This window comes from Vibrio sp. NH-UV-68 (genome assembly GCF_042940635.1).
GTDB lineage: Bacteria > Pseudomonadota > Gammaproteobacteria > Enterobacterales > Vibrionaceae > Vibrio > Vibrio pacinii.
On sequence record NZ_CP134975.1, the window covers coordinates 2,112,825 to 2,138,542 of the forward strand.

The following is a 25,718-nucleotide window of genomic DNA, read 5'->3' on the forward strand; positions in this document are numbered from 1 at the left end:
ATTTTTCCCAAAATAATTGGAGTTGCAGCGCGGCAACAAACCAATTCAGCCCTATGAGCATAGGAGTTCTATGTGATTAGGGTGAATTTGTGCAGTTAACAAAGCTGCGGCTTCAAGTATGAAGGGATAATTGGATAAATGTATCTAAAATAGACGCTTATTCATAGCGCTTTTGTGGGCTTTTTGCGTCTAAACTAGCCAAGTAATCTAACTTTTCGCCAATTTTAGTTTCTAAACCTCGGTTTGTCGGTTGGTAGTAACGTTTATCCGCCATTTCAGGTGGTAGATAACGTTCACCAGCGGCGTAGGCACCGGGCTCATCATGGGCATAGCGATATTCAGCGCCGTAACCGAGATCTTTCATCAAATGAGTTGGCGCATTACGTAAATGAGGCGGAACTTCATACTCTGATAAATTATGCGCATCGGCCAAAGCTTGTTTCCACGCAGTATACACCGCATTACTCTTTGGCGCACAAGCGAGGTAGACAATCGCCTGAGCAATGGCTCGCTCACCTTCTGCCGGCCCAACACGAGTAAAACAATCCCAGGCTGAAAGCGCAATTTGCATGGCTCGAGGGTCCGCATTGCCAATATCTTCTGAAGCGATCGCCAGTAAACGTCTGGCTATATAGAGCGGGTCACACCCTGCGGCAATCATTCTCGCTGACCAATACAGCGCCGCATCTGGGTTTGAACCACGAATCGATTTGTGTACAGCAGAAATCAGGTCGTACCAAATATCACCCTTGTTATCAAAGCGTGACACCTTCTCACCAGCGACTTCAGCCAGTAACTGCAACGTCACTTGTTTAATGCCCTGCTCATCTTCTTGGGCCATATCATAAAGAAGCTCAAGGTAGTTGAGTGACATTCGCGCATCGCCATTGACCAACTCGGCTAGGCGATCCAATACATTGTCGATGAAGGCGACGGTCACAAGGCCAAGCCCACGATCTTTGTCTGCTATCGCTTGGTCCAGTGCCAAACGAATATCTTGCTTTGCTAGTGAGGTTAACTTGTATACCCGAGCGCGCGATAAGAGTGCATTGTTAAGTTCAAATGATGGATTTTCCGTGGTGGCGCCAATAAAAGTCACCGTTCCATCTTCGATATGGGGCAAAAACGCATCTTGTTGAGACTTATTGAAACGATGCACCTCATCAACAAACAAAATAGTTCGGCGGCCGGCCAATTTGTTTTCACGAGCTTTTTCAATCGCCGCGCGGATTTCTTTGACACCCGATGTCACCGCAGAAACACGCTCCACTTCGGCATTGGCGTAGTTGGCCGCCACTTCTGCAAGAGTAGTTTTTCCGGTGCCGGGAGGCCCCCACAGGATCATCGAGTGAATATGACCGGCCTCTAAAGCGCGCCTCAGTGGCTTACCGTGGCCGAGAATATGCTGCTGTCCAATGTATTGATCTAGCGTTTGAGGCCGCATTCTCGCGGCCAAAGGACGAAAGTCTTCTTCACCGGAAAAGTCTAACGAGTAGTTACTCACAGTTAGTTCCTTTGGTCATCAACCTCAACGCCCTCTGGAATGACAAACTTAAATCGCTCGGCACTCGGCTTGGTCAGATCGATATTGTTAAATGTGAAATTGCTCTGCTGACCATCTTGCTCGACAACGCTAAAACCTTGGACTGCACCCTTGGTATCAATTTCTAACTTAAATTGGCCCTGATTACTGTCAACAGCCGTCGGTGTGAGGGTAAACACATCCCCTTGCTGTTCAACACGGTAGTTATCCCAGTCACTGGCTCGGTTACGTGTTAACAATACAAAGGGAGTTTGTTCTGTTGCTTGTTCTTGTGAGTAAATACTCACTTGCTCAATAAAAGGGCTGTAATACCACAAGCTTTCGCCGTCTGATACCAGTACGTTTTCGTCCGGCGTAGTGGTTGACCAACGAAACAGGCTCGGTCTGGCAATGTCTACTTTCCCTTCACCTTCCATGACCACATCGCCTTCGGGGCTGACTAATTGCTGAGTAAAGTCGGCGCTAAAGCCCTCGTTTATCTGCAATCTTTGGCTCAAATCATCTTTAGGGGCTGCGACGGCTGTAAAGCTCATCAGTAACAGTATCGCCAATCTCTTCATTTCATTTTTCCTAAATTCGTCGCTATTCGGTTATTTATAGCTTGCTTCGCTATTCGCTTTGACCGAAAAAGGTTAACTTTTTTCGATATAAACCACTATTGACCGCAGCACTGCTTGAATTTTTTACTACTGCCGCATGGACACTGATCATTACGTCCGATGCTTTTATAAGGGTTAACACTTTGGGATTTAGCGCCAATCATGGCCTCGTCAGCCGCTTGTGCCACTTCAGCAATCATTAAGTCGAGTTGTGGCATAAGATCGCTAAGCACTGGCGGCTGTTCAATACCAGACGCTTTCATTTGCGCCTGGGTTTGCGCTTCATCAACCGCTAGCATGAATGTCGTTAACATCGCTTGCAACATGCGCAAGGTACCGTCACCAATACTGGTTTCCATCCACTGCTGTTCAATCGTTGGCCATAAAGTCATAAAGCCTTCGGCAAAATCAGCCAATTGTTCTTGTTGACGATCTTCACCGAGTAATGCGAGCACTGAATATTCGTTACGCTTTAAATAGCCGTACTGTTGATTAATATGATTCTCAATGTCTGCTTTCGCCGCCCCGGATTGCTCACCCAATAAGGTTGGCAACCAAGTTTCTGGCGCAAGCGGTTTGGTCGCTAGATTGGCGGCAAGGGTCGCGCCCTCAAGGTACAAAGGTGACTCTTCAGTAATAGTATCGGCAAGTGTCAGTAATCGGTAGTTCATGATCTACTTCTAGTGTTAGCGAGGACTTGGGGCCATTATAACCCGATGCATGCCGCCGGGTCACTTCGAGACTTTATTCACCTCCCATCAATTCGCCATCAACTACCTTGCATTTTCCTGTGATTAAATGATATCGACGATTGAGGATGACATTTACCCTTCAAGCTTCTAAAATCACGCCTCCCGAATTGGAGACGTTTTATTATGCGAGTTGTTTTGGGCCCGATGGAGGGTGTGCTAGACCATTTGATGCGTGAGATCTTAACCGACATCAATGACTACGATTTATGTGTCACTGAGTTTGTACGCGTCGTTGATCAGCTATTGCCTGACCACGTGTTCTATCGTTTATGCCCAGAACTATTACAGGGCTCAAAAACTCAGTCAGGCGTCCCCGTCCACGTCCAATTATTGGGACAAGACCCGCACTGGATGGCGCAAAACGCAAGTCGTGCCGCCCAACTTGGCGCTCAAGGCATCGATCTCAACTTTGGCTGCCCAGCGAAGCTAGTGAATAAAAGTAAGGGCGGCGCCGCGCTGCTTCAGCATCCTGAACTAATTCACAATGTGGTCAAAGCGTGTCGTGAAGCCGTACCCGAAGCAACGCCCGTCAGCGCCAAGATTCGTCTCGGTTGGGATAATCCAGAGGATTGTTTTGAAATCGTCGATGCCATTCAATCGGCAGGTGCAGACGAACTGACTGTCCATGCTCGAACTAAGACCGGGGGTTACAAAGCCAGTGAAATTAAGTGGGACTACATCAATCAAATACGCCAGAAATTCACGATCCCATTGATTGCCAATGGTGAAATATGGAGTTATCAAGACGGCCAAGCGTGTATTGAAACGACTGGCGTAGATTCTTTAATGGTGTGTCGCGGCGCGTTCAATGTGCCAAACCTAGGTAACGTGGTCAAACACAATCACTCGGTTATGCCTTGGGCTGAGGTGGTTGAACTGCTGTTAGTCTACTCTCAATATGAGATGAAAGGGGATAAAGGCCTCTACTACCCTAACCGCGTTAAACAATGGTTTTCTTACTTGCGTCAGCAATACCCACAAGCTGCCGAACTTTTCCGCGAGATACGCATCTTCAACAAAGCCGCGCCTATTGTTGATTATCTGACTCGTTATCGTGACGAAATGGCGACCAACTAGAACACCAACTTATCTTTACCCGTCGTTTTTGCTTGGTACAATTTGGTATCGGCAGCTTTGAATAACACTTCAAAGCTGCTGTCCGTCTCAGCAGATACGACTTCTACCCCACCTGAAATCGTAAATCCATCGGATAATACCTGCTGCGCCCCATCACGCACCGCTTTTTGCACTCTTTGCATACTCACTTTCAATGGTTCGATTTCGTTACCCGTCATGAAAACGACAAACTCCTCACCTCCAACACGGGCCGCTGCATCATGGCTTCGGATATTAGCGGTTATTTTTTTAGCCATATAGATGATCACTTGGTCACCGACATCATGGCCGAAGGTATCATTAATTGACTTGAAATTGTCGATATCAAACACCGCTAAAGCTAGATAATTTTCACGTTGCGCTGTCGCCAAATAAACTTCTAATCCACGTCGATTTAACAACCCCGTCAACGGGTCTCTAGCTGCAAGCTGTTTGAAGTAATTGTGCTCTACCCGAATATTTATGAAGAACAACGCTATCACGGAAAAAACATAGGTGAAAACGGCCAATAATAAACCATAACGCTGACGATCAACTAAGTGGCGAATCTCGGCTTTCCAATCATATTGGTAGTAGAGAGTATAATTCACCGCGACACCATCGATCTTGACAGATTCAATCCTCACGGCATCATTCGGCAGTGCTCGATGGGCACTATTATACAAACCCAATTCACCCGCTAAACGTTGTTGGGAACTAAGCAAAGTGTTGTAGGCAATATCAAGCGATAGCATTCCTTGATGAACATCTTGATTGAATACAGGCATCGATAGACTCATCACTAATTGACTGTATGAGAGCACTGGTGCTGGGCCAGAGATAGTAATCAAGTCTCGGTTTCTAGCCGTCACCTGCCAAAAAGGTCGCGTCTTGATGGTGTTTATGATCTCACTGGTAATATTTTTGGCGTAAGTATCGGGCGAAGACATGATGTAGCCCTCGCGATCGATGTAATGAATGCCGAGTAAGAAGTCATCAATATCATGTAGAAAAGAGAGTACTGGAGCTAAAGATACTTGCCCTGACACTCTTTTGTACTGTGCACTGTTTGGGTCACACATTACTTTGTCACCCACTAACATATAGTTAATGTCTATCGCTGGGATTTCGCCGCGACCTTCCGCCCGTAATAACGCATCAATGGGCCACATTTGGCATAAACCATCGACAACTTGACGATTATGATCCACTAGCCAAATAAAATTTGATTTCGAATAGTTTGAGAAGCTGTAATCGATCGCCGACAATACTTTAGTAGCACGTGATAAAGCACTATGTATTCGTTGATATTCATCATTAATTTGGCCATTAACCGAATCGTAATAATTTTTAATCGTCAATGCGATAATCGCCAACGGCACAATCAAAGGCACAAGAAAAACGAACGCTAAACTAAAGTGCCGCTGTCTGTTAACTTGCATCCCATTCCTCAAAAAATAATAAACCTACCCATACTGTAGTTGTAATGGATAGGTTTAGCCGATGTCATTGTGTTGATTATGTCACAAACCAATATGGTTTGTATGGCCACAATAACTCAGTAAGTCACTAATTTAACAGTAAGCTGTCATCAGCAAGCTCTTCGCCACGCACTTTAGAGAACATTTCAAGCAAATCTGGAACTTGCATATTGGCTCGCTGATCTCCTGCGACATCAAGAACAATTTCACCTTGATGGAGCATAACCGTGCGATCACCACATGCGAGGGCGTCTTTCATTGAATGAGTCACCATCATCACGGTAAGGTTAAACTCCGCGACAATTTTTTTGGTCAAACTAATAATAAATGCAGCCATGCGTGGATCAAGTGCAGCGGTATGCTCATCAAGTAACAGCAGTTTGCTGTCAGACAATGTCGCCATTACCAAGCTTACCGCCTGGCGTTGCCCACCCGAGAGCAAACCAATGCTGTCGCCTAAGCGGTCCTCTAAACCCAATCCCAAAATACTAATTCGCTCTTGAAACAGTTTTCTCCGCTTAGCCGACAAAGATAGACTCCACCCGCGCGATTTACCGCGCATATAAGCCAAAGCCATGTTCTCTTCTATCGTGAGATCGCCACACGTTCCGGCTAACGGATCTTGGAACACTCGAGCACACTGCTTTGCTCGTTGGTCGACCGTCTGCTTAGTGACGTCAAGGTCGTCGATAATCACCTTGCCACCCACCATAGGAGTTTCACCCGTTACGGCGCCAAGCAGTGTCGACTTACCGGCACCATTGGAACCAATTACGGTTAAAAATTGGTGTTCTGGAACCTCTAACGTCACGCCTCTCAAGGCGCGGTTTTCGAGAATGGTACCGGGATTGAATGTCACTTGAATATCTTCTAAATGGATCATGTGGTTTCTCCTGACTCATTGGCTCGCTTTAGCGCTGCTTTACTTGGAGCAGGAGCATCACGCTTTTTTGCTTTTAAGTTTCCTTTTATCTTGGGGGCTATTAGTGCAATAGCAACCAAAACCGCAGTCACTAAATTAAGGTCAGAGGCTTGCAGACCAAACATACCCGTACTGAGGGCAAACGCGACCGCTAAACGATACAACACAGACCCGACGATCACTGCCAATACTGCAACCCAAATTTTGCGGCCAGGAATCAGCGTTTGACCTAAAATAACGGCGGCTAAACCAACTACTATCGTCCCTACCCCTGATGTGACATCGGCAAAGCTGTTGGTTTGAGCGAATAACGCACCAGAAAAACCGACAAAACCGTTCGAGAGCGCCAAGCCAAAATAGGTGTAAAAAGCCGTGCTTGCACCTTGCGCCGAGACCATTCGCGCGTTCACGCCGGTTGCACGAAGTCCGAGTCCAAAGTCACTATTCAATAAACGCACGACTAACCATGCAGCGACTAAAACCAGCAGCCCAACAATCAAAGGACGAACGAGCATCGGATCGCCGAGGGTTTCAAACGGCGTTAAAATCGTTTCTTCACCGAGCAATGCCATATTGGGCCGCCCCATAATGCGAATATTGATCGAAAACGCCGCGATCATAGTCAGTATTGAAGCCAGTAAATGTAAGATCCCACAGCGCACAGCGAGAAACGCCGTCACCCAGCCGGTTGCTGCGCCAGCGACCACCGCCATCATGGTTGCAATCCACGGGTTAATGCCTGCCACAATTGCCGTTGCCGCGACTGCCGCTCCCATAGGAAAACTGCCATCGACACTCAAGTCTGGAAAATCAAGTACCCGGAAGGTGATATACACACCTAGAGCAACGAGTCCGTAAAGCAACCCGATCTCCAGTGCGCCAAAAAAAGCAAAAGCAGACATATCCACTCCCTCTGTGCTAAAAAAAGCAGCCCCAAATCCCATCAACTGGCCTTTGGGGCGGTGGATTATTTGACGCTAGTTGCGCGGTCAAGAACAGATTGAGGAATGGTTATGCCGAGTTTCATCGCCACACTGCTACTGACGACTAAATCAGAACCTTTAGCCACTTTTACATCCAGTGAACCCGGTTCTGCTCCTTCGATAATTGCCGCAACGTAATCGGCGGTTTGCACACCAACTTGGTAGTAATCAAAACCGACACTCGCAATGGCGCCTTTTTCAACATATGAGGTAGCGCCGCCAAACACTGGCGTTTTAGCTTGGTTCGCCGCGACAATCATGCCTTCGATTGCGCTGGCAACGGTATTGTCTGTCGGTGCGTAAATCACGTCTGATTTGGCAACAATTGCTTGGGTCGCCGATTGAACATCAGCACTCTTGAGTGCCGTGGCTTCGACAACTTTAATCCCATGCTCACTCGCACTTTGTTTAAGCAGTTCAACCAAGGTAACCGCATTGGCTTCGCCCGGATTAAACACCACACCAATGGACTTGACGTTAGGCATGATCTCTTTAATCAACGCAACATGTTGATTGACGGGTGATAGGTCAGACAGACCCGTGACATTCTTGCCTGGTTGTATCATCGTTTTAACCAACTTTGCACCGACTGGATCCGTAACGGCGGTAAAGACAACCGGAATTGAACGCGTTGCAGAAACCAGCGCTTGCGCAGTTGGCGTTGCAATACCGACCAAAACATCAGGCTTTTCACCAACAAATTGACGCGCGATTTGAACCGCTATGGCAGGATTTCCTTGCGCGGTTTTAAAATCAAAATCTAAATTTTTACCTTGCTCATAACCTTTAGCTTTTAGGCCATCGATCAAACCTTGGCGGGTTGCATCTAGCGCCGGATGCTCAACAATTTGTGACACCGCTACCTTGGCTGTTTTAGCCATAATAGAGGTTGAAGAGAGTAACGCGGCACCTGCAAGTACAGCGGTCGCAATGACTTTTCCTGCTTTCATCTTAACTCCTTGATGTAATATCCATTCCATTGAGAAGCCCCGGTCACAACGCCCTATGATAAAAACTCAGTAGACATTTATGATTAAGCAAGCAACGTCATTGAGCTGACAGCGCGACTGTGTTGTGCATAAAGCGCTGGCAACTCTTGGTCTGGTATAAGCAATTGTATGTTGTGTTTAATTTATCGTTTTATCTACACATTCCGTGTACATAGCAAATATTATTACCAGTAAGCTGTACAAAAGAAAAGCAGGTTTTAACATCAAGATAACAAAAAGAGAGACTGGTGAGTATTTACTCTTTAACAGCATGGATCAGTATGTTTCGCGGTGTTGCTTCACGTGGGCAGAATTCTGAAAGAGAAACTCGGTAACCAGCCTGTTGTAGATAGAGTACTTTATCGAGCACAAGCCATAGCTCAAGTGCACGCCTAAACGGTTGTTGAACAAGACTGATACGTTCCATGTGCCAGTATCGCTCGATGCCGAGCTGATGGTAGTGGTCAAAATCAAGCTTGGGCAACGTCAGCGATTTTTTGTCACTTGCCCACAAACAAAACGCAGCGAAACCTTCGGCTAACTGAGACTTTTTGATGCTAGGTACTGGTGCATATTGTGAATGTCCTAACTCCTCACGCAGTAAAATATCGAAACCAAGTCGATAGGACATCTCTTCCATCCGATGTCGTTTGACGCGCTCGCCACCCGTGACCGTTTCTTGCAGAGGAATTCTCAATTCATTTTTTGATAGTACCAGTTGAGAGTCAATCGCCACCTCAGACAACGGCTGATAGTGGTCACTGTTGATTAGATGGTAACAACAAGGAGAAAAAGTAATGGCTGGTAATTGGTACTGTGACGCATGTTTAATCAGCGTGACGTGGAGATCGCCGCAAGCGTGCAGCGCAACCGCATGCTGTCGAGCGTTAAACACATTTTTTGCCGCCGAAGAAAACGCATCGCCTTGGACAAAGCGCATCGGTAGGCCTTGCTTATCAGCGTCGTGTTGGCCTGTTGCACATAACTCGGCCTGAAACTCAAAACTGGTGACAGGCTGCTGTGTTTGACTGGCCAAGATTCGGCCTAAATAGCCTTTGCCTGAGCACCATTCTAACCACTCCTGACCATGATGATCACACAGCAAGGCTTCGCCTATGGCGCGAATTTGAGTTAACTTTCGACCGGGAATGCCGCTATCAATGCCACGTGGTAAGCACAATGAACGTTTGTTACTAGGGTTTAACCGCGTGGTGCGACTGAGCATTGCAAGTGCAGGCACAAAGGCTTGCATAACCGTTATTAGCTCAACGCTATTTTGCTTATACCACTCAATATCCGAGGCGTTAAGATTGTTGAGCCATTGACAAAGCTGAGGGTTCTCTTTTAACCAAGGTAGCGAGGGGTGTACGCTCGAAAAAAATGGCTCAAAGCGCCAATACGATTGATTGTCGAGTAGAAATTGATCAAGTGATTGAAATTGGTGTTGCATGACTTCCCCCTAGAAAGCGTAGTTTAGAGGGAAGTAAAAAGAGATGATAGCGTTTAACGTATAGGTAGGTCGATATCTTTAAACATCGCGTCGATTTCAGCATTCGATTTAAGCGATAGTGCCTGTTCGACCACTGGCTTAGTTAAATGCGGCGCAAAACGTTCCATGAAGTCATACATGTATGAACGCAAGAAAGTACCGCGGCGGAAACCAATGCTGGTCGTGCTGGCACCAAAGATATGGCTGGCATCAATCGCGACAAGATCAGTGTCCAACTCTTGATCAATTGCCATACTGGCAATAACACCAACACCAATCCCCATACGTACGTAAGTCTTAATCACGTCAGCATCGGTGGCAGTAAAGACGACCCTCGGGGTCAGTCCGTATTTATTAAATGCAGTATCGAGCTCAGAGCGCCCAGTAAAACCAAACACATAAGTGACCAAGGAGTAAGAAGCCAAATCTTGGATCGACACTGTTTCTTTCTGCGCCAATGGGTGATTTTTAGGCACAACAATCGAACGATTCCAATGATAACAAGGCAACATAATTGCATCTTGGTATAGATGCAGGGCTTCAGTCGCAATGGCAAAATTTGCCGTGCCTTTGGCAATCGCCTCGGACATTTGCGATGGAGTACCTTGGTGCATATGCAGTGATACTTTAGGGTAACGCGCGGTAAACCCTTTGATTACATCTGGTAATGCATAACGCGCTTGGGTATGGGTGGTTGATATATTCAAGGTACCCATTTCAGGATGAGTATGCTCACCCGCAACCGCTTTAATACTTTCTACCCGGGCAAGAATTTCTTGAGAAATTCGAATAATATCTTTGCCAGCACCGGTGACTTGAGTCAAGTGTTTGCCGCTACGCTCAAAAATTTGAATACCAAGCTCATCTTCAAGAAGGCGCACTTGTTTACTAATGCCGGGCTGCGAAGTATACAAACTCTCTGCCGTCGCTGAAACATTCAAATTATGGTTGACGACCTCAACAATATACTTCAATTGTTGTAATTTCATTCTTGACCTCGTAATCCCTTATCGGCGCCCCACAATGAGCAGACATAGTTTATAATATTTAGTTATAACGTCTCTGTGATCAAATTGGTAGCCCAATCGCATTTAAGGCTTAGAAAAGCGAGACACTTTGGTATTCGCTGCCCGTTTTGCAATCAATTACTCAGAATGAGCGTTGGGTTGACGTTTTTGATTAATAAAATGGCCTGGTTAGGCGATAATACAAAGTAGGTGCAGGGACTTTTACTATTCGTGTATGCTAACCTGCTAACCATTAGAAAATATTAAGATACGGAATTTATGAATATTGGGTTAATCATAGCTTTAGTCGCCATCTTACTCGTCTTGGTTCTTGGCTATAACATTATGCTTCAGTATAAAGTTAAAGCTGAAACTGCTCGAAAGCAGGAAAGCTCTCGCTATCTACAAATTATTGACGCGACCGAAGAGTTAATCGGTCACGCACACCACATGCCTTACAGCAAAGACTTGTTGCTATGTTTAAATAACCGCATTTTAGATGCGCTACAAAACATGTCTGAACTCGATCCTCGAAACAAACAACTTGAGCAACGCGTTGAGAACATGAAACAGCAGATCAAGCATCTTAGCGAAAATCATCAGGGCGCCGAGAGTACTCCATTTAAAGTTCCGAGCAGTGATAAGCAAGCCATCGTCATGCTTAAGCTGGTTAAACGTTTACGTGATACGGTTCGTAGCGAGCACAATAAAGGCCGCTTTGAAACCCAAGCTTATGTTGCTGAGAATGCGCGTCTAGAAACAATCCAAATTCGTATCAATATAGAAAATGTCATTAAGCGCTCAAATGATGCCATCGTACGTGGTCAACCTGGAACCGCAATTCAGTTGTTGAAAAAAGGTCTCGATGCTCTGAGTACCAAAAATGACGCCTACTCCAATCAAGCCAGAGAAAGGCTACAAACCATGTATGATGAGTTGGAGTCTAAACGTCAAACTAAGAACGCCGAAGATCTTCATCAGCATACAGAAGACCAGCGCTCCGATGATATGGACGCCCTCTTTGGTGAAAAGAAAAAGTGGTAATATAATCGCCGCAAACCAAATTCGAAAAGGTCGCTGTTGCGACCTTTTCTTTTTAATTTAAGTTGTAAGACCAAGATGATTGAATTGAACCAATATCAAGCGCTGCTCGCGCCGATAAATGACTTCCTTTATTGCCCAACCCCACAGCAGTGGGTCACCGAAGCAGCCAAAGCTGAAAATTTAAAGGTGATTCTTACCGATCACCTACTGTGTGAGCTGAAAGCTGGACAGTCTGCGATGTATTTAATCCGTAAATATGCCGTCGACACATCTAGTGCGTCTAATCTACTCGATTGGTTTAAGCCTTACGAAGATTTCGCCTATCGCAAAGTCGGTAGTCTGCAAACTCTAAAAGGCAAAAGTCATATCTCCAAAGCCATCATGGCAAAGTCTGACTCGCCATACAGCCAGGACTTAATCGATAAGATGGTACTGCTGATTAAAGAAGAGTTGCATCATTTTTACCAAGTGTTAGAGATTATGCAAGCACGTGATATTGCTTATGAACCGATTCCAGCAAGTCGTTATGCCAAAGGCTTAATAAGTCATATGACCACCCACGAGCCACAAACCTTGATCGATAAACTCATTATTGGTGCTTATATAGAAGCGCGATCGTGTGAGCGCTTTGCCAAATTGGCACCGCATATGGATGAGGATATCGCGAAGTTTTATATCTCGTTACTGCGTTCAGAAGCACGCCATTATCAAGACTATTTGGCTCTTGCCGAAGCCATTGCAGGTCATAATATTGATGAGCGTATCGCCTACTTTGGCCGCTTAGAAGCAGAGCTCATCTCATCGCCAGATTCGGATTTTAAATTCCACAGTGGTATTCCTGCCTAACAAAAGGTCAGCCTGAGCTGACCTTGTTTTTTATCCAAAGCTGTACTTTGACATCACGCAAGTGAAGCGTTGATATCGACAAGCACTTGATCAGGGTTGACGGCTTGCGTGATCGGGCGGCCAATCACTAAGTAATCCGACCCGGCTTGAATGGCATCAAACGGCGTCATGATACGTTTCTGATCGCCAACATCAGCGCCAGCAGGTCGAATGCCTGGAGTAACAAGCTTAAATTCTTGGCCTAACTGTTGTTTTAACGTTGACGCTTCTTGCGCTGAGCATACCACGCCATCTAGCCCTGCGTTTTTACTCAAGTTAGCCAAGCGAACGACTTGCTGTTGCGGTTCAATGTCTAAACCTATTCCTGCCAAGTCGCTCTGCTCCATACTGGTCAGGACTGTAACACCAATCAATAGCGGGCGATCTTTGCCATATGGCTCGAGTATTTCACGTGAAGCCGTCATCATACGTTCACCACCACTGGCGTGAACATTAACCATCCACACGCCCATCTCAGCAGCCGCACGCACCGCTTTTGAACACGTATTGGGAATATCGTGAAATTTGAGATCCAAAAATACCGAGAAACCACGTTGGTGTAACTGTTTGACGAAATCAGGACCAAATAGCGTAAACATCTCTTTGCCCACTTTAAGGCGGCACGAGCGTGGGTCAATTCTATCCACAAAAGCGAGTGCGTCGGCTTGGTTATCATAATCAAGGGCAACAATTACTTTTTGGTCGATCATCTCATCTCCTAACATATTTATAAAAATCGAAAAAAAGCAGCGGGATCACCACTGCCATTTTATTCTGGGATAGACCCAATGATTTGCCTATTCACCATCAAGTCCTCGAATTGGCTTGATGGTTCCCCACCCTTTGCATGAAGGACAATGCCAGTACATTGAGTGGGTAGAAAATCCGCATTTACGACAGCGATAGTGAGGCTTCGTTTTTAATTGTTCACCCACCAGTTTTTGCAGTGTACCGAGACTGGCTTTAGCACGGCCTTCTTCAGCCTCTGCTAAATGATAATCCATCAAACGATAGAAGCCTTTCATGGTTGGGTTCTTAACGAGTTGTCGAGTTAACAGCTCTTGTGCCGCACCCACCCCATCATGTTGAGCAACAAGCTGCGCGAGCATTAGCTCTGCCGAAACCCCCGCTTTGCTGACGATGCACTCGCGTAAGAAGCCAAGTAATTCATCTTCTTGACCAATGTGGTGATAACACTCAGCCAGTGTTGGTAGTACTTCACTAATAAAGTCACTGTCTTGCTCAAGCACACGCTCCATGTACTTGATGGTATTTTTATAGTCTTCTGACTCAAGGTATAACTTACCGAGCGCAATACTCGCCCGGACACACTTAGGATCTTCCGTTAAGGCACGTTTAAAGTGCTGAATAGCCATAGTGTCGTTACCATCAGACTTCTCTTGCATTGCCAATTCACACCAGAAATGACCAATGCTGGTCCGCATGCGCTTACGACCCATTTTAACCAACAAATTGGCATAATGGATGGCTTTGCTCCATTCACGCGTTTGCTGATAAATAGCGACTAATTGCTGCAGCGCGGCCTCTTTGTGATCAGGCTCTTCAACTAACTGTTCAAAAATCTTCTCGGCACGATCCAAAAAGCCGGAAACCATATAATCTTTTGCTAGTTGTTGTAACGCGATGTTTTTCTGGTCGATAGTCAAACCGGAACGAGAGATAAGGTTTTGGTGGATACGGATGGCGCGATCAACTTCACCCCGGGAGCGGAAAAGATTGCCGAGAGCGAGATGGGTATCGATGGTCTCATTGTCGACCTGAAGAAGCTCGATAAAGTGATCAACCGCTTTATCAGACTGATCCGATAGCAACAGGTTTAAGCCCGTTACATATTGTCGAGAAATCTGATGGGATTGTTTCTGCTTGTCTTGCTGAGCACTTCGGTTGCCCATATACCAGCCGTATGCGGCGGCGATTGGCAATAGCAAGAAGAGAATTTCTAACATCGAGTAATAGCCTACCTAAATACGACTGCTAAGCTTTACCTTGAGATGGTTCACTTGTAGCTGGAGAAAGTTTATTGAGTTTTTTCCTCAACTTGCGCACTTGAAGCTGAGACTTTAGATGTAAGCTACCAAAGACCAACCATGCTAACGCAAAGCCAACGACAAACACGACACCTAACAATGTTGAAAGATGAAAATCACCCTGTGCAAGTAGGTAGTTAAAAGTCACCACCACTTGGTTCTGGGAGCCGAGTGCCAGTGCAATTAAAAATAGGGCCAGTACGAGAACGATTTTTATAATTTTCATAGTCCATCACCTAAGATAAATTCCGCCGTTACGATTATGCAGGAAAAGCGCCAAACAAACCATGGTTATCTCTGCTAATTCGAAGGATAAAAAAGCGGCATACACTATGTATGCCGCTCTCAAATCAGTATGTTACTGCTCTTTAATCAAGATTTACGCGTTCACGCAATTCTTTACCAGGCTTAAAGTGAGGAACGAACTTACCTTCTAACTCAACCTTTTCACCCGTTTTCGGATTGCGCCCAACACGCGGTTCTCGGTAATGCAAAGAAAAGCTGCCGAAACCACGAATCTCGATTCTGTCACCGGCTTCTAACGTTGACGCCATATGCTCTAAAATATCTTTTACAGCATCCTCTATCTCTTTTGCAGACAGGTGCGTCTGTTCAGCACAGAGTCTTTCGATCAATTCAGACTTAGTCATAGTTGTCCTCATAGAGTAATTTATCACTTATTATAGTAAGCAATACCAGTTCCAACAAACACTTGCCTTACATTTTAGACAATATTTGAGCAATGTGTGCAAAGAAAAAGTGCTTTTTCTTGAGCGACTTGTAGAGATTGGTATTACCACTATTCAAAATTAAAATATAAAAAAGGAGCCTTACGGCTCCTTTAACTTAAAAGCGAAACAATTATTCGCCTTTAGCTGCTTTGAAAGCGTCAGCCATAGCGTTACCGAATGAAGCATCATCTGCTTTGTTCAGTGAAGCCATTGCTTCTTGCTCGTCAGCTTCGTCTTTAGCTTTGATAGATAGGTTGATTACGCGGTTCTTACGGTCTACACCTGTGAACTTCGCTTCAACACTGTCACCAACACTCAAGATTAGAGAAGCGTCTTCGATGCGGTCACGAGCAACTTCAGAAGCGCGGATGTAACCTTCTACGCCTTCTTCAAGCTCGATAGTTGCACCTTTAGCGTCTACTGCTGTAACAGTACCGTTAACTAGAGCACCTTTCTTGTTGTCTGCAACGTAAGCATTGAATGGGTCATTTTCCATTTGCTTAACGCCTAGAGAAATGCGCTCACGCTCAGCGTCTACTGCTAGAACAACTGCAGAGATTTCGTCGCCTTTCTTGTACTCACGTACCGCTTCTTCACCAGCAACATTCCAAGAAATGTCAGATAGGTGAACTAGACCATCGATGCCGCCGTCTAGACCGATAAAGATACCAAAGTCAGTGATAGACTTGATCTTACCAGTTACTTTATCGCCTTTAGCTTGCGCTTCAGCGAATGACTGCCATGGGTTAGCTTTACACTGTTTCAGACCTAGAGAGATACGACGACGTTCTTCGTCGATTTCAAGAACCATAACTTCAACTTCGTCGCCAACATTAACAACTTTAGATGGGTGAATGTTCTTGTTAGTCCAATCCATTTCAGAAACGTGTACTAGACCTTCAACGCCTTCTTCGATTTCAACGAAACAGCCGTAGTCAGTTAGGTTAGTAACGCGACCAGATAGTTTGTGACCTTCTGGGTAACGCTTAGCGATTGCTACCCATGGATCTTCGCCTAGTTGCTTAAGACCTAGTGATACGCGAGTACGCTCACGATCGAACTTAAGAACTTTAACTTGGATCTCGTCACCAACGTTAACGATCTCAGAAGGGTGCTTAACGCGCTTCCAAGCCATGTCAGTGATGTGTAGCAGGCCGTCAACGCCGCCTAGGTCTACGAATGCACCGTAGTCAGTAAGGTTCTTAACGATACCTTTAACTTCTGCGCCTTCTTGTAGAGTTTCTAGAAGCTCATCACGCTCAACACTGTTCTCAGACTCGATTACTGCACGACGAGAAACAACTACGTTGTTACGCTTCTGGTCAAGTTTGATAACTTTGAACTCTAGCTCTTTGTTTTCTAGGTGAGCAGTGTCGCGGATTGGGCGAACGTCTACTAGAGAACCAGGAAGGAAAGCACGGATACCGTTTAGTTCAACAGTGAAACCGCCTTTAACTTTACCGTTGATGATACCAACAACAGTTTCAGCTTCTTCACAAGCTTTCTCAAGTACGATCCAAGCTTCGTGACGCTTCGCTTTCTCACGAGAAAGTTGAGTTTCACCGAAACCATCTTCAACAGCGTCTAGAGCTACGTCTACTTCAGCGCCAACTTCAACTTCAAGTTCGCCAGCAGCGTTCTTGAACTGTTCAGCAGGGATAGCAGATTCAGACTTAAGACCAGCATCAACAAGAACGAAACCGTTCTCGATAGCTACTACAGTACCTTTAACGATACTGCCTTGTTGGAATTCGGTTTCGTTTAGAAACTCTTCAAAGAGTTGAGCAAAAGATTCAGTCATTATTTAATCTTCAATAAATTAAACGTCCACGGGTATCCTACCGCGTGGGGTTATTAAATTCGCCAGTCATCATCCTTGCGACCAACGCTCTTACCTAGCAGCCTATGCTACTAGCTTCGATTCGATATATTGTAGTGCTTTTTCTACCACTTCGTCGATACTCATCGTAGTAGAATCAAGCAAAAGCGCATCCTCAGCAGGGCGTAATGGCGCTACTGGGCGGTTACGATCTCGATCGTCACGCTCTTGGATCTCGCTCAAAAGGTCGTCAAATCTAACATCTAACCCTTTGCCTTGCAACTGTTTAAGGCGACGACTCGCGCGCTCTTGCGCACTCGCATCAAGGAAAATCTTTACTTCTGCTTGTGGAAAAACCACCGTGCCCATGTCGCGTCCATCCGCGACCAAACCTCTGCCGTCAGCAAACGCTCGTTGACGGCGCAGTAGCGCTTCTCTTACACGTGGTAGCGCCGCCACTTTTGATGCCGCCATACCGGTGACTTCTTTACGCAATTCACCCGAGACATCTTCACCTTCAAGGATCACTTTTACCAAGTCACCTTCAGCAATGAATTGAACATCTAAATGGGTCGCAAGAGGAACCAGGGCATCTTCAGACTCTAAATCGACACCATGGTGAATGGCTGCAAGCGCAAGTACGCGGTAGATCGCACCAGAATCTAGTAAGTGAAAACCTAGCTGTTTGGCTAGTAGCATACAAAGCGTACCTTTACCGGCACCGCTCGGTCCATCAACGGTGACCACCGGTGTATGAGACGACATGTTTTACTCCATGTTGGTTGCGCGTCAAAGCTTAATGCTGAGACCCTGTTCGGCGTGAAATTATAGAGGTAAACGAGTGTAGGTTCTAGGCAGGATCGAAGTGAATTAAAAAAAAGAGCGCCCTCGCGCTCTTACGAACAGTTATAGCTCAATCCGGTCGCGATTTTTTTCAACAATGGATGGACCGATCCCTTTTATCGCCGTGAGTGCATCAGCACTGGTAAAGTCACCATTGTGCTGACGATAGTCGATAATCGCTTGCGCTTTTTTCAGTCCAATCCCCTTTAACAGATCCGCTAACTCTTGCGCACTGGCTTGATTAATGTTGACCGTGATTTCAATACCATCATATTTTGGGTCTACATCCTGCTGCTGCGAGAAGCTTAACGGGCTGACACAGAACAAAACAAAAGCCAGCAAAACGGTTTTCATCATTTGGGTATTCCTCTTTGGTGTGAAGTCCGTTGAGACTATCCTGATTGATGAAAAAGCAACACGCCTGAGAGACAAAATAAAACGGACTGCCGAAGCAGTCCGTTTTTTATCGATGTATCAATTACATTATCTGTTGCGATCAGTTCACAACGTAGTACTCGATATCGATGGTCTTACGTAAAATACTCACTAGACCCGATAAATCTTGCTGAGAGTTGACCTGAGTGATCTGAGCGCCAATTTGCTGGTTATACTGCGGATCAAAGTCAGCAGCAACCTTAGTTAGCTCAACGATAACGATGTCACCATTAAGATCTTTGGCTGACGCGAACTCAGCTTGTCCCTCTGCAGGTTTCGCCATAGAGAAGATAACATCGGCTAACGGAGAGCTGCGATCAAGGGTTTCAGTCTCGCTGAACACCAAATCGTTCTCAACAAGAGAAGCCTGCTCACCTTGCTTAAGGTCTTCAATCACCGTTTGCGCTAATTCCATCGCAGCCTGTTCACCTTTGATGTTCGCCAGTGATTCAGTCACCTGTGAACGAACCTCTTCGAGTGGAAGCACGGTTTCATCACGACTCTCTTCTACACGCAAGACGATCACGTGCTCTGGTGCAACTTCAATCACTTCAGAGTTTAATCCATCTTCTTTGACTTCTGGGCTTAGAATCGCCTGCATAACCGCTGGCGCTTTCAATAGCTCAGGGGCATCAGATTCAGAGATAAAGTCCGTCGTTTGGATCTTAGCATCAATCGCAATTGCTGCATCGTCGAGAGAGTCTGGATATTCAAAAGCAATGCGCTCAAGTTCACTTTGCAGTTCGTAGAACTTATCAACAGCGCGCTGATCCTTAAGCTCTTGCTTGATGTCTGAGGCTACGTCTTGGTAAGGCTTAGCCACTGAATCTTTCAACTCGTCAAGCTTAATGATGTGGTAACCAAAGCTCGATTTAACCAAGCCCGTCGTATCACCAACATTTTGTAGACCAAATGCGGCCTCTTCAAACGTAGGGTCCATGACATCACGCTCAATCCAACCTAGCGATCCACCTTGTGACGAACTGCCAAAGTCATCGGATTTCTCTTCAGCCAAAGCTGCAAAATCGGCACCCGCGTTTAACTCATCTAAGATAGCTTGCGCTTTTGCTTGGTCATCACCTTCAATCAGAATATGGCTGACACTACGCTGCTCTTCAGACGAATATTTGTCTAGATGCTCTTGGTAGTATTGCTTAGCTTCTTCGTCAGACACTTCGAACGCTTGTTTCAACTGCTGCGCAGAAAGTTCGATGTAAGCAACTTTGGCTTGTTCCGGACGAGTATAACGCTCAGCGTTTTGTTGATAGTACTGTTCAATTTCTTGCTCAGACAGCTCAGCTTTAGCGGCAAAATCTGCACGTGATAAAGTAATTTTCTTAATGTCACGAGTTTGAGTCAGTAATTTACTTTGCGCTTCCACTTCGCCAGGCAGTGAAAAGTCACTAGCTTGGATAGCCGTTAGCAGTTGATTGCGTACCAAATCACGACGAAGGTACTCAGCAAAGCTCTCAGGAGAGAACCCAGCACGACGCAGCGCGGTTTGGTAGATGTCTTGGTCAAACTGGCCGTCGACTTGGAATTGAGGCATCTCTAAGATCAGCGTTCTTACCTGAGAGTCACTCACACGTAAACCTAATGACTCTGCGTGCTGTTCTAGCAACAAATCGTCAACCATACGATCAAGAACAGACTTGCGGAAAGACTCAACATAACTTGGATCGGCAAGCAGGTTAGAGAAGTAATCACCAAGCTGAGCCTGCATACGATTACGTTCATTTTGATAAGCTTGCTCAAACTCACCACGACCAATCTCAACATTACCTACTTTTGCTGCTGCATTGTTAGAGCCACCGATAATGTAGCTACCAACTCCCGCGAACACAAAAGACAGGATGATAAGCCCTAAGATAATTTTAACCGCGATGCTATTAACGCCTTCGCGTAATCGGTCCATCATACTTAAACTACTCTCCGCTTATACAACGCACTCAAATGCTGCTTTAGCCAGTGCGACGTACATTACTAAATTAAAAATCTGGATAGCGCGATAATATCAGAAAAAGAAATGCGCATCAGTATGATGCGCATAATTTAAAAAGGTTCGAAAAAATACGTCTAAATGACGATTTTTTGATTAATTGCAAGAATCTTTTAGAGCTTTACCCGCTTTAAATGCTGGTACTTTTGCTTCAGCGATTTGGATCTCTTCACCAGTCTTTGGATTACGACCTGTGCGTGCAGCACGAGTGCGAACGCTGAATGTACCAAAGCCAACTAGAGCAACTTGGTCACCTGATTGCAGAGTTTCGCCAACTGCTTCGATGAATGCGTCTAGAGCACGACCTGCAGAAGCTTTAGATAGATCTGCATTTTCTGCGATTTTTTCTACTAATTGTGTTTTATTCACTGTGATTCCCCTTTGCGCCACCTGGTTGTATTTTTATAGGTGGCTATACGTTCCATTTCGTTTCAAATTAACGACAAACCCTTACAATACAAGGCTTGAAGCTATAGTCGCTAACGTTAGCGCCCAAAAAAAACGCTGACAAGCCTTTTTATGCTTATCAGCGTAATCTTTTACTTATTTTTGCTGCACATCACTATTTTTCGATGGCAAACTCAACACCTGACGGATCTTTTTCCAATGCAACTTTCAATACTTCGTCAATCCAACGTACTGGAATCACAGTAAGATCGGCGATAACGTTGTCTGGAATCTCTTCCAAATCACGCTCGTTGTCTTTTGGAATAAGCACCGTTTTGATGCCACCACGGTGTGCCGCTAGCAACTTCTCTTTAAGGCCGCCAATCGGAAGCACTTCACCACGTAGGGTAATTTCCCCAGTCATTGCTACTTCAGCTTTAACCGGATTACCAGTTAGGCTCGATACTAAAGCGGTACACATTGCGATACCCGCACTTGGACCATCTTTTGGTGTCGCACCTTCAGGCACGTGCACGTGAATATCACGCTTCTCATAGAAGTCGGTGTTAATTCCTAACTTCTCAGCACGAGAGCGAACCACGGTCATCGCAGCTTGAATCGACTCCTGCATCACATCGCCCAGAGAGCCTGTTTGAGTGAGCTTACCTTTACCTGGCATTGATTGCGTTTCGATAGTCAGCAGATCACCGCCCACTTCCGTCCAAGCTAGACCAGTAACTTGGCCGATACGGTTGCTGTCTTCCGCTTTACCAAAGTCGTGGCGTTGCACCCCTAAGTACTCTTTGAGGTTATCAATGTTGACTGTAACTTTCTTCAGCTCTGGTGCCAGAAGAATGTTTTTAACCGCTTTACGACAAATCTTAGAAATTTCACGCTCTAGGCTACGTACCCCAGCTTCACGGGTGTAGTAACGGATAATGCCAATGATGGCTGAGTCTTCAATCTCGATTTCACCCGTTTTCAAGCCATTACGCTTAATCTGCTTGTCTACTAAGTGGCGCTTAGCAATATTGAGCTTTTCGTCCTCGGTGTAACCTGACAGACGAATCACTTCCATACGATCCAGCAGTGGACCAGGTATATTCATCGAGTTAGACGTCGCAACGAACATCACATCAGAGAGATCGTAGTCAACCTCAAGGTAGTGGTCGTTAAATGCATTGTTCTGTTCAGGATCAAGTACTTCCAATAGAGCAGACGAAGGATCGCCACGCATGTCCGAAGACATTTTGTCAATCTCATCTAGCAAGAACAACGGATTCTTAACGCCAACTTTCGACATTTTCTGAATCAGTTTGCCAGGCATCGAGCCGATGTATGTACGACGATGTCCACGAATCTCCGCTTCATCACGCACGCCACCAAGTGCCATACGGGTGTACTGGCGACCTGTTGCCGCTGCAATTGAGCGACCTAATGAAGTTTTACCGACACCAGGAGGACCAACAAGACAAAGGATTGGCCCTTTGAGCTTATTGATTCGGCTTTGTACTGCGAGGTATTCAAGAATGCGTTCTTTGACTCGCTCTAGACCATAATGGTCTTCATTAAGCACTTTTTCCGCTTTGGCGAGATCTTTCTTCACTTTAGAACGTTTGTTCCAAGGTACGCCAAGCATCCAATCAATATAGCCACGTACCACTGTCGCTTCGGCCGACATTGGCGACATCATCTTCAGCTTTTGCAGTTCTTGCTCGGTTTTCTCGCGCGCTTCTTTTGGCATCTTAGCATCGATGATTTTCTGCTTAAGCGTTTCAAACTCATCAACACCATCTTCGCTCTCACCCAGTTCTTTCTGAATCGCTTTCATCTGCTCATTCAGATAGTACTCACGCTGAGATTTTTCCATCTGTTTCTTAACGCGGGTACGGATGCGCTTCTCAACTTGAAGTAAGTCGATTTCAGACTCCATCTGACCCATTAAGAACTCAAGACGCTCACTCACTTCAAGCAGCTCAAGTACTCTCTGTTTGTCAGCTAACTTTAATGGCATGTGCGCCGCGATGGTATCAGCCAGACGCGCTGCTTCATCAATACCATTGAGTGACGTTAGTACTTCTGGTGGAATCTTCTTGTTAAGCTTAATGAAGCCTTCAAACTGATTAATAGCACTACGAACAATCACTTCTTGCTCGCGCTCATCCAGCTCAGCCGTTGTAAGGTACTGAGCCTCAGCGTAAAAGAAGTCATTTTCGATAAAGTGGTTAATTTTGGCGCGTTGCTGACCTTCTACTAACACCTTCACCGTGCCATCTGGCAATTTCAGCAATTGTAGGATGGTGGCAACGGTACCCACTTCAAACATATCTGCCTGATTTGGCTCATCAGTATCCGCTTCTTTTTGCGCTACTAATAACACTTGCTTGTTGTTATCCATCGCCGCCTCTAGACAGGCGATCGACTTTTCACGGCCAACAAACAAAGGAATTACCATATGCGGGTAAACGACTACATCTCTTAGAGGTAGTACGGGGATCTCGATACGTTCGGAACGTTCCAAGTTCATATGCTTCTCTCTTCCGCTTAGTCTTATGAGCAGTATATGGGGGCTAATTGGTTGGATTCAATGAAAGAATAAAAAAAAGGGAGTAAATGATTACTCCCTTTCTATCTGTCTCTAAATCTGTGATTTAGATTATGATTCTGCGCCTGCAGCTTGATTATCTGAGTTGCTATAAATCAGCAGAGGCTCAGATTCACCTTTAATCACTGACTCATCAATAACGACTTTACTTACGTCATTCATTGATGGCAGTTCATACATGGTTTCAAGCAACACGTTTTCTAGAATTGAACGTAGACCACGAGCACCTGTTTTGCGCTCCATCGCTTTTTTGGCGATAGCACGTAGGGCGTCTTCACGGAATTCAAGTTCGGCATCTTCTAGTTCAAACAGCGCTGCGTATTGTTTGGTCAGGGCGTTCTTTGGTTCACACAGAATCTGAATCAGTGCGTCCTCGTCGAGCTCTGTCAACGTCGTTGTTACAGGAAGACGACCAATGAACTCAGGGATAAGGCCATATTTAACCAAATCTTCGGGTTCGACTTGAGTGAACAACTCACCCACAGTTTTGGTTTCGTCTTTTGAACGAACTTCGGCGCCAAAGCCAATGCTTGTGCCTGTCGCAACACGCTGCTCAATCACTTTATCGAGACCCGCAAAAGCACCACCACAAATAAATAGAATCTTAGATGTATCTACTTGGAGGAACTCTTGTTGTGGATGCTTACGACCACCTTGAGGTGGAACCGAAGCAACCGTGCCTTCGATCAATTTCAATAGCGCTTGCTGAACACCCTCACCCGACACGTCACGCGTGATCGATGGGTTTTCAGCTTTACGAGAAATCTTGTCGATTTCATCGATGTACACAATACCACGTTCCGCTTTAGCGACGTCGTAATCACATTTTTGCAGCAATTTCTGGATGATGTTTTCGACATCTTCACCAACGTAACCCGCTTCTGTTAGCGTGGTTGCGTCAGCCATAGTGAATGGTACATCTAGGAAACGAGCTAAGGTCTCTGCCAACAGTGTTTTACCACTACCCGTTGGACCAATCAGAAGAATGTTACTTTTACCAAGTTCAACACCTTCGCTCGTTGTATCTCCATTTCGTAAACGCTTATAGTGGTTATAAACGGCTACTGCTAACACTTTCTTAGCGTAATCTTGACCGATCACGTAGTCATCAAGGTGTTCACGAATATCGCGAGGCACAGGAAGCGCTTCGGATTGTTTCTTTGGTAGAACATCTTTAATTTCTTCACGAATAATGTCGTTACACAAATCGACACATTCGTCACAAATATAGACTGACGGACCAGCGATTAGCTTGCGAACTTCGTGCTGGCTTTTGCCGCAGAAAGAGCAGTAAAGAAGCTTACTACTACCGCTCTCTTTGCTTTTATCTGTCATTCGCTAACCTCTTAGCCTTTACTGATATAAATTGAGTGTATATCAATATACCCCAATCTTGCTAGTTATTCGCCGCGTTGAGTCAGAATTGCATCGACTAAACCGTATTCCACAGCTTGATCTGCTGCCATAAAGTTATCGCGGTCAGTATCACGCTCAATCACTTCTAGTGGCTGGCCGGTATGCTCAGCAAGAAGTTTATTGAGTCTTTGTTTAATGGTCAGAATTTCTTGGGCATGGATCTGGATATCAGATGCCTGACCTTGGAAACCACCCAATGGTTGGTGAATCATCACACGTGAATTAGGTAAAACGTAACGCTTACCTTGAGCACCACCTGCGAGCAGGAAAGCGCCCATTGAACAAGCTTGTCCCATACAAACCGTGCTTACATTTGGCTTAATAAACTGCATGGTGTCGTAAATAGACATACCTGCTGTTACGCTGCCACCTGGCGAGTTAATGTAGAGGAAAATGTCTTTGTCTGGGTTTTCAGATTCAAGGAAAAGTAGTTGAGCCACGACAAGATTTGCCATCTGATCTTCTACTTGACCGGTTAGGAATATGACACGTTCTTTAAGCAAACGAGAGTAAATGTCGTAAGAACGTTCACCACGGGAAGTCTGTTCAACCACCATTGGTACTAGCGCGTCTAAAATTGGTGACATTGCATTTTTTTCTTGGTAGCTCATATTGTTATGTCCCTAAAATAAATGGCCCGGATGAA

The 25,718-nt window shown here is 45.5% G+C and carries 24 protein-coding genes; 3 read left to right on the forward strand and 21 right to left on the reverse strand.

The features are described 5' to 3' along the window. Window positions 1–157 precede the first annotated feature (157 nt). The 3 genes from ViNHUV68_RS09540 to ViNHUV68_RS09550 form a co-directional block, all read right to left on the reverse strand. Window positions 158–1,504 (reverse strand): AAA family ATPase, encoded by a 1,347-nt coding sequence (locus ViNHUV68_RS09540; protein WP_391087699.1) that lies wholly within the window; start codon window positions 1,502–1,504, stop codon window positions 158–160. A 2-nt stretch (window positions 1,505–1,506) separates the two neighbouring features. Then, window positions 1,507–2,103 carry an outer membrane lipoprotein chaperone LolA gene (lolA, locus tag ViNHUV68_RS09545; RefSeq protein WP_038172913.1) on the reverse strand — a complete coding sequence of 199 codons (597 nt, stop codon included), beginning with the start codon at window positions 2,101–2,103 and terminating at the stop codon, window positions 1,507–1,509. A gap of 95 nt (window positions 2,104–2,198) precedes the next feature. Next, a complete protein-coding gene (locus ViNHUV68_RS09550; protein WP_038172914.1) occupies window positions 2,199–2,813 on the reverse strand; it encodes an SEC-C metal-binding domain-containing protein in 615 nt (204 codons plus the stop codon). Window positions 2,814–3,017: 204 nt separating this feature from the next. On the opposite strand from ViNHUV68_RS09550, the gene dusC reads away from it, so the two are divergent. Then, complete coding sequence (gene dusC, locus ViNHUV68_RS09555; protein ID WP_391087703.1) at window positions 3,018–3,971, forward strand: tRNA dihydrouridine(16) synthase DusC; 954 nt, start codon at window positions 3,018–3,020, stop codon at window positions 3,969–3,971. On the opposite strand, the gene ViNHUV68_RS09560 is transcribed toward dusC, so the two are convergent. From ViNHUV68_RS09560 to cysB, 6 genes are all read right to left on the reverse strand, one after another. Further along, complete coding sequence (locus ViNHUV68_RS09560; RefSeq protein WP_038172916.1) at window positions 3,968–5,431, reverse strand: sensor domain-containing diguanylate cyclase; 1,464 nt, start codon at window positions 5,429–5,431, stop codon at window positions 3,968–3,970. The genes dusC and ViNHUV68_RS09560 overlap by 4 nt on opposite strands. Window positions 5,432–5,558: 127 nt before the next feature. Further along, the gene (locus ViNHUV68_RS09565; protein ID WP_038172917.1) at window positions 5,559–6,353 is read right to left on the reverse strand and encodes an ABC transporter ATP-binding protein; all 795 of its coding nucleotides are present in this window, start codon (window positions 6,351–6,353) and stop codon (window positions 5,559–5,561) included. Continuing rightward, window positions 6,350–7,294 (reverse strand): ABC transporter permease, encoded by a 945-nt coding sequence (locus tag ViNHUV68_RS09570; protein WP_391087708.1) that lies wholly within the window; start codon window positions 7,292–7,294, stop codon window positions 6,350–6,352. Before ViNHUV68_RS09570 ends, ViNHUV68_RS09565 begins: the two co-directional genes overlap by 4 nt. 65 nt (window positions 7,295–7,359) lie before the next feature. Next, a complete protein-coding gene (locus ViNHUV68_RS09575) occupies window positions 7,360–8,325 on the reverse strand; it encodes an ABC transporter substrate binding protein (RefSeq protein ID WP_391087711.1) in 966 nt (321 codons plus the stop codon). Between the two features lie 295 nt (window positions 8,326–8,620). Next, window positions 8,621–9,814 (reverse strand): methyltransferase, encoded by a 1,194-nt coding sequence (locus ViNHUV68_RS09580; protein WP_391087713.1) that lies wholly within the window; start codon window positions 9,812–9,814, stop codon window positions 8,621–8,623. A gap of 53 nt (window positions 9,815–9,867) precedes the next feature. Beyond that, window positions 9,868–10,842, reverse strand: a complete 975-nt coding sequence (gene cysB, locus ViNHUV68_RS09585; protein WP_038172921.1) for an HTH-type transcriptional regulator CysB — start codon at window positions 10,840–10,842, stop codon at window positions 9,868–9,870. 297 nt (window positions 10,843–11,139) lie between these two features. On the opposite strand from cysB, the gene ViNHUV68_RS09590 reads away from it, so the two are divergent. Both ViNHUV68_RS09590 and ViNHUV68_RS09595 read left to right on the forward strand, forming a co-directional pair. Beyond that, a complete protein-coding gene (locus tag ViNHUV68_RS09590) occupies window positions 11,140–11,904 on the forward strand; it encodes a hypothetical protein (RefSeq protein ID WP_038172922.1) in 765 nt (254 codons plus the stop codon). A 75-nt stretch (window positions 11,905–11,979) separates the two neighbouring features. Further along, window positions 11,980–12,750 (forward strand): tRNA isopentenyl-2-thiomethyl-A-37 hydroxylase MiaE, encoded by a 771-nt coding sequence (locus ViNHUV68_RS09595; RefSeq protein ID WP_391087717.1) that lies wholly within the window; start codon window positions 11,980–11,982, stop codon window positions 12,748–12,750. A 53-nt stretch (window positions 12,751–12,803) separates the two neighbouring features. Here the strand turns inward: ViNHUV68_RS09595 and pyrF are convergent, their stop codons facing one another. The 12 genes from pyrF to clpP all read right to left on the reverse strand — a co-directional run bounded on the left by pyrF (window position 12,804) and on the right by clpP (window position 25,683). Continuing rightward, window positions 12,804–13,499: an orotidine-5'-phosphate decarboxylase gene (pyrF, locus tag ViNHUV68_RS09600; RefSeq protein WP_391087720.1), complete on the reverse strand. Its 696-nt coding sequence runs from the start codon at window positions 13,497–13,499 to the stop codon at window positions 12,804–12,806. Window positions 13,500–13,586: 87 nt separating this feature from the next. Beyond that, entirely contained in the window at window positions 13,587–14,756 is a 1,170-nt protein-coding gene (gene lapB, locus ViNHUV68_RS09605; protein ID WP_038172928.1) for a lipopolysaccharide assembly protein LapB, read from the reverse strand. A gap of 28 nt (window positions 14,757–14,784) precedes the next feature. Further along, window positions 14,785–15,063: a LapA family protein gene (locus tag ViNHUV68_RS09610; RefSeq protein WP_100752013.1), complete on the reverse strand. Its 279-nt coding sequence runs from the start codon at window positions 15,061–15,063 to the stop codon at window positions 14,785–14,787. A 142-nt stretch (window positions 15,064–15,205) separates the two neighbouring features. Further along, on the reverse strand, window positions 15,206–15,487 hold the full coding sequence (gene ihfB, locus ViNHUV68_RS09615) for an integration host factor subunit beta (protein WP_038172930.1): 282 nt from the start codon (window positions 15,485–15,487) through the stop codon (window positions 15,206–15,208). A gap of 211 nt (window positions 15,488–15,698) precedes the next feature. After that, on the reverse strand, window positions 15,699–17,369 hold the full coding sequence (gene rpsA / locus ViNHUV68_RS09620) for a 30S ribosomal protein S1 (protein ID WP_038172931.1): 1,671 nt from the start codon (window positions 17,367–17,369) through the stop codon (window positions 15,699–15,701). 102 nt (window positions 17,370–17,471) lie between these two features. Continuing rightward, entirely contained in the window at window positions 17,472–18,152 is a 681-nt protein-coding gene (gene cmk / locus ViNHUV68_RS09625) for a (d)CMP kinase (protein WP_038172932.1), read from the reverse strand. Between the two features lie 141 nt (window positions 18,153–18,293). Further along, complete coding sequence (locus tag ViNHUV68_RS09630; RefSeq protein ID WP_391087725.1) at window positions 18,294–18,587, reverse strand: helix-hairpin-helix domain-containing protein; 294 nt, start codon at window positions 18,585–18,587, stop codon at window positions 18,294–18,296. A gap of 139 nt (window positions 18,588–18,726) precedes the next feature. Continuing rightward, entirely contained in the window at window positions 18,727–20,583 is a 1,857-nt protein-coding gene (ppiD, locus tag ViNHUV68_RS09635; protein WP_391087728.1) for a peptidylprolyl isomerase, read from the reverse strand. 177 nt (window positions 20,584–20,760) lie between these two features. Further along, a complete protein-coding gene (locus ViNHUV68_RS09640) occupies window positions 20,761–21,033 on the reverse strand; it encodes an HU family DNA-binding protein (RefSeq protein ID WP_038172935.1) in 273 nt (90 codons plus the stop codon). Between the two features lie 193 nt (window positions 21,034–21,226). After that, complete coding sequence (gene lon / locus ViNHUV68_RS09645) at window positions 21,227–23,578, reverse strand: endopeptidase La (protein WP_391087731.1); 2,352 nt, start codon at window positions 23,576–23,578, stop codon at window positions 21,227–21,229. Between the two features lie 129 nt (window positions 23,579–23,707). Further along, window positions 23,708–24,991 carry an ATP-dependent protease ATP-binding subunit ClpX gene (gene clpX / locus ViNHUV68_RS09650; protein WP_038172937.1) on the reverse strand — a complete coding sequence of 428 codons (1,284 nt, stop codon included), beginning with the start codon at window positions 24,989–24,991 and terminating at the stop codon, window positions 23,708–23,710. Between the two features lie 65 nt (window positions 24,992–25,056). Beyond that, on the reverse strand, window positions 25,057–25,683 hold the full coding sequence (gene clpP / locus ViNHUV68_RS09655) for an ATP-dependent Clp endopeptidase proteolytic subunit ClpP (RefSeq protein WP_038172938.1): 627 nt from the start codon (window positions 25,681–25,683) through the stop codon (window positions 25,057–25,059). Window positions 25,684–25,718: the final 35 nt, after the last annotated feature.

What these genes read in the sequence shown, in the direction of transcription:
- ViNHUV68_RS09575 (WP_391087711.1), bottom strand. Translation starts at nt 8,325, where the DNA reads ATGAAAGCAGGAAAAGTCATTGCGACCGCTGTACTTGCAGGTGCCGCG.
- ViNHUV68_RS09595 (WP_391087717.1), top strand. Translation starts at nt 11,980, where the DNA reads ATGATTGAATTGAACCAATATCAAGCGCTGCTCGCGCCGATAAATGAC.
- cmk (WP_038172932.1), bottom strand. Translation starts at nt 18,152, where the DNA reads ATGTCGTCTCATACACCGGTGGTCACCGTTGATGGACCGAGCGGTGCC.
- pyrF (WP_391087720.1), bottom strand. Translation starts at nt 13,499, where the DNA reads ATGATCGACCAAAAAGTAATTGTTGCCCTTGATTATGATAACCAAGCC.
- clpX (WP_038172937.1), bottom strand. Translation starts at nt 24,991, where the DNA reads ATGACAGATAAAAGCAAAGAGAGCGGTAGTAGTAAGCTTCTTTACTGC.
- lapB (WP_038172928.1), bottom strand. Translation starts at nt 14,756, where the DNA reads ATGTTAGAAATTCTCTTCTTGCTATTGCCAATCGCCGCCGCATACGGC.
- ViNHUV68_RS09580 (WP_391087713.1), bottom strand. Translation starts at nt 9,814, where the DNA reads ATGCAACACCAATTTCAATCACTTGATCAATTTCTACTCGACAATCAA.
- cysB (WP_038172921.1), bottom strand. Translation starts at nt 10,842, where the DNA reads ATGAAATTACAACAATTGAAGTATATTGTTGAGGTCGTCAACCATAAT.
- ViNHUV68_RS09570 (WP_391087708.1), bottom strand. Translation starts at nt 7,294, where the DNA reads ATGTCTGCTTTTGCTTTTTTTGGCGCACTGGAGATCGGGTTGCTTTAC.
- ViNHUV68_RS09590 (WP_038172922.1), top strand. Translation starts at nt 11,140, where the DNA reads ATGAATATTGGGTTAATCATAGCTTTAGTCGCCATCTTACTCGTCTTG.
- clpP (WP_038172938.1), bottom strand. Translation starts at nt 25,683, where the DNA reads ATGAGCTACCAAGAAAAAAATGCAATGTCACCAATTTTAGACGCGCTA.
- ViNHUV68_RS09550 (WP_038172914.1), bottom strand. Translation starts at nt 2,813, where the DNA reads ATGAACTACCGATTACTGACACTTGCCGATACTATTACTGAAGAGTCA.
- ViNHUV68_RS09630 (WP_391087725.1), bottom strand. Translation starts at nt 18,587, where the DNA reads ATGATGAAAACCGTTTTGCTGGCTTTTGTTTTGTTCTGTGTCAGCCCG.
- ViNHUV68_RS09560 (WP_038172916.1), bottom strand. Translation starts at nt 5,431, where the DNA reads ATGCAAGTTAACAGACAGCGGCACTTTAGTTTAGCGTTCGTTTTTCTT.
- ViNHUV68_RS09610 (WP_100752013.1), bottom strand. Translation starts at nt 15,063, where the DNA reads ATGAAAATTATAAAAATCGTTCTCGTACTGGCCCTATTTTTAATTGCA.
- ViNHUV68_RS09565 (WP_038172917.1), bottom strand. Translation starts at nt 6,353, where the DNA reads ATGATCCATTTAGAAGATATTCAAGTGACATTCAATCCCGGTACCATT.
- ihfB (WP_038172930.1), bottom strand. Translation starts at nt 15,487, where the DNA reads ATGACTAAGTCTGAATTGATCGAAAGACTCTGTGCTGAACAGACGCAC.
- dusC (WP_391087703.1), top strand. Translation starts at nt 3,018, where the DNA reads ATGCGAGTTGTTTTGGGCCCGATGGAGGGTGTGCTAGACCATTTGATG.
- lolA (WP_038172913.1), bottom strand. Translation starts at nt 2,103, where the DNA reads ATGAAGAGATTGGCGATACTGTTACTGATGAGCTTTACAGCCGTCGCA.
- lon (WP_391087731.1), bottom strand. Translation starts at nt 23,578, where the DNA reads ATGAACTTGGAACGTTCCGAACGTATCGAGATCCCCGTACTACCTCTA.
- rpsA (WP_038172931.1), bottom strand. Translation starts at nt 17,369, where the DNA reads ATGACTGAATCTTTTGCTCAACTCTTTGAAGAGTTTCTAAACGAAACC.
- ppiD (WP_391087728.1), bottom strand. Translation starts at nt 20,583, where the DNA reads ATGATGGACCGATTACGCGAAGGCGTTAATAGCATCGCGGTTAAAATT.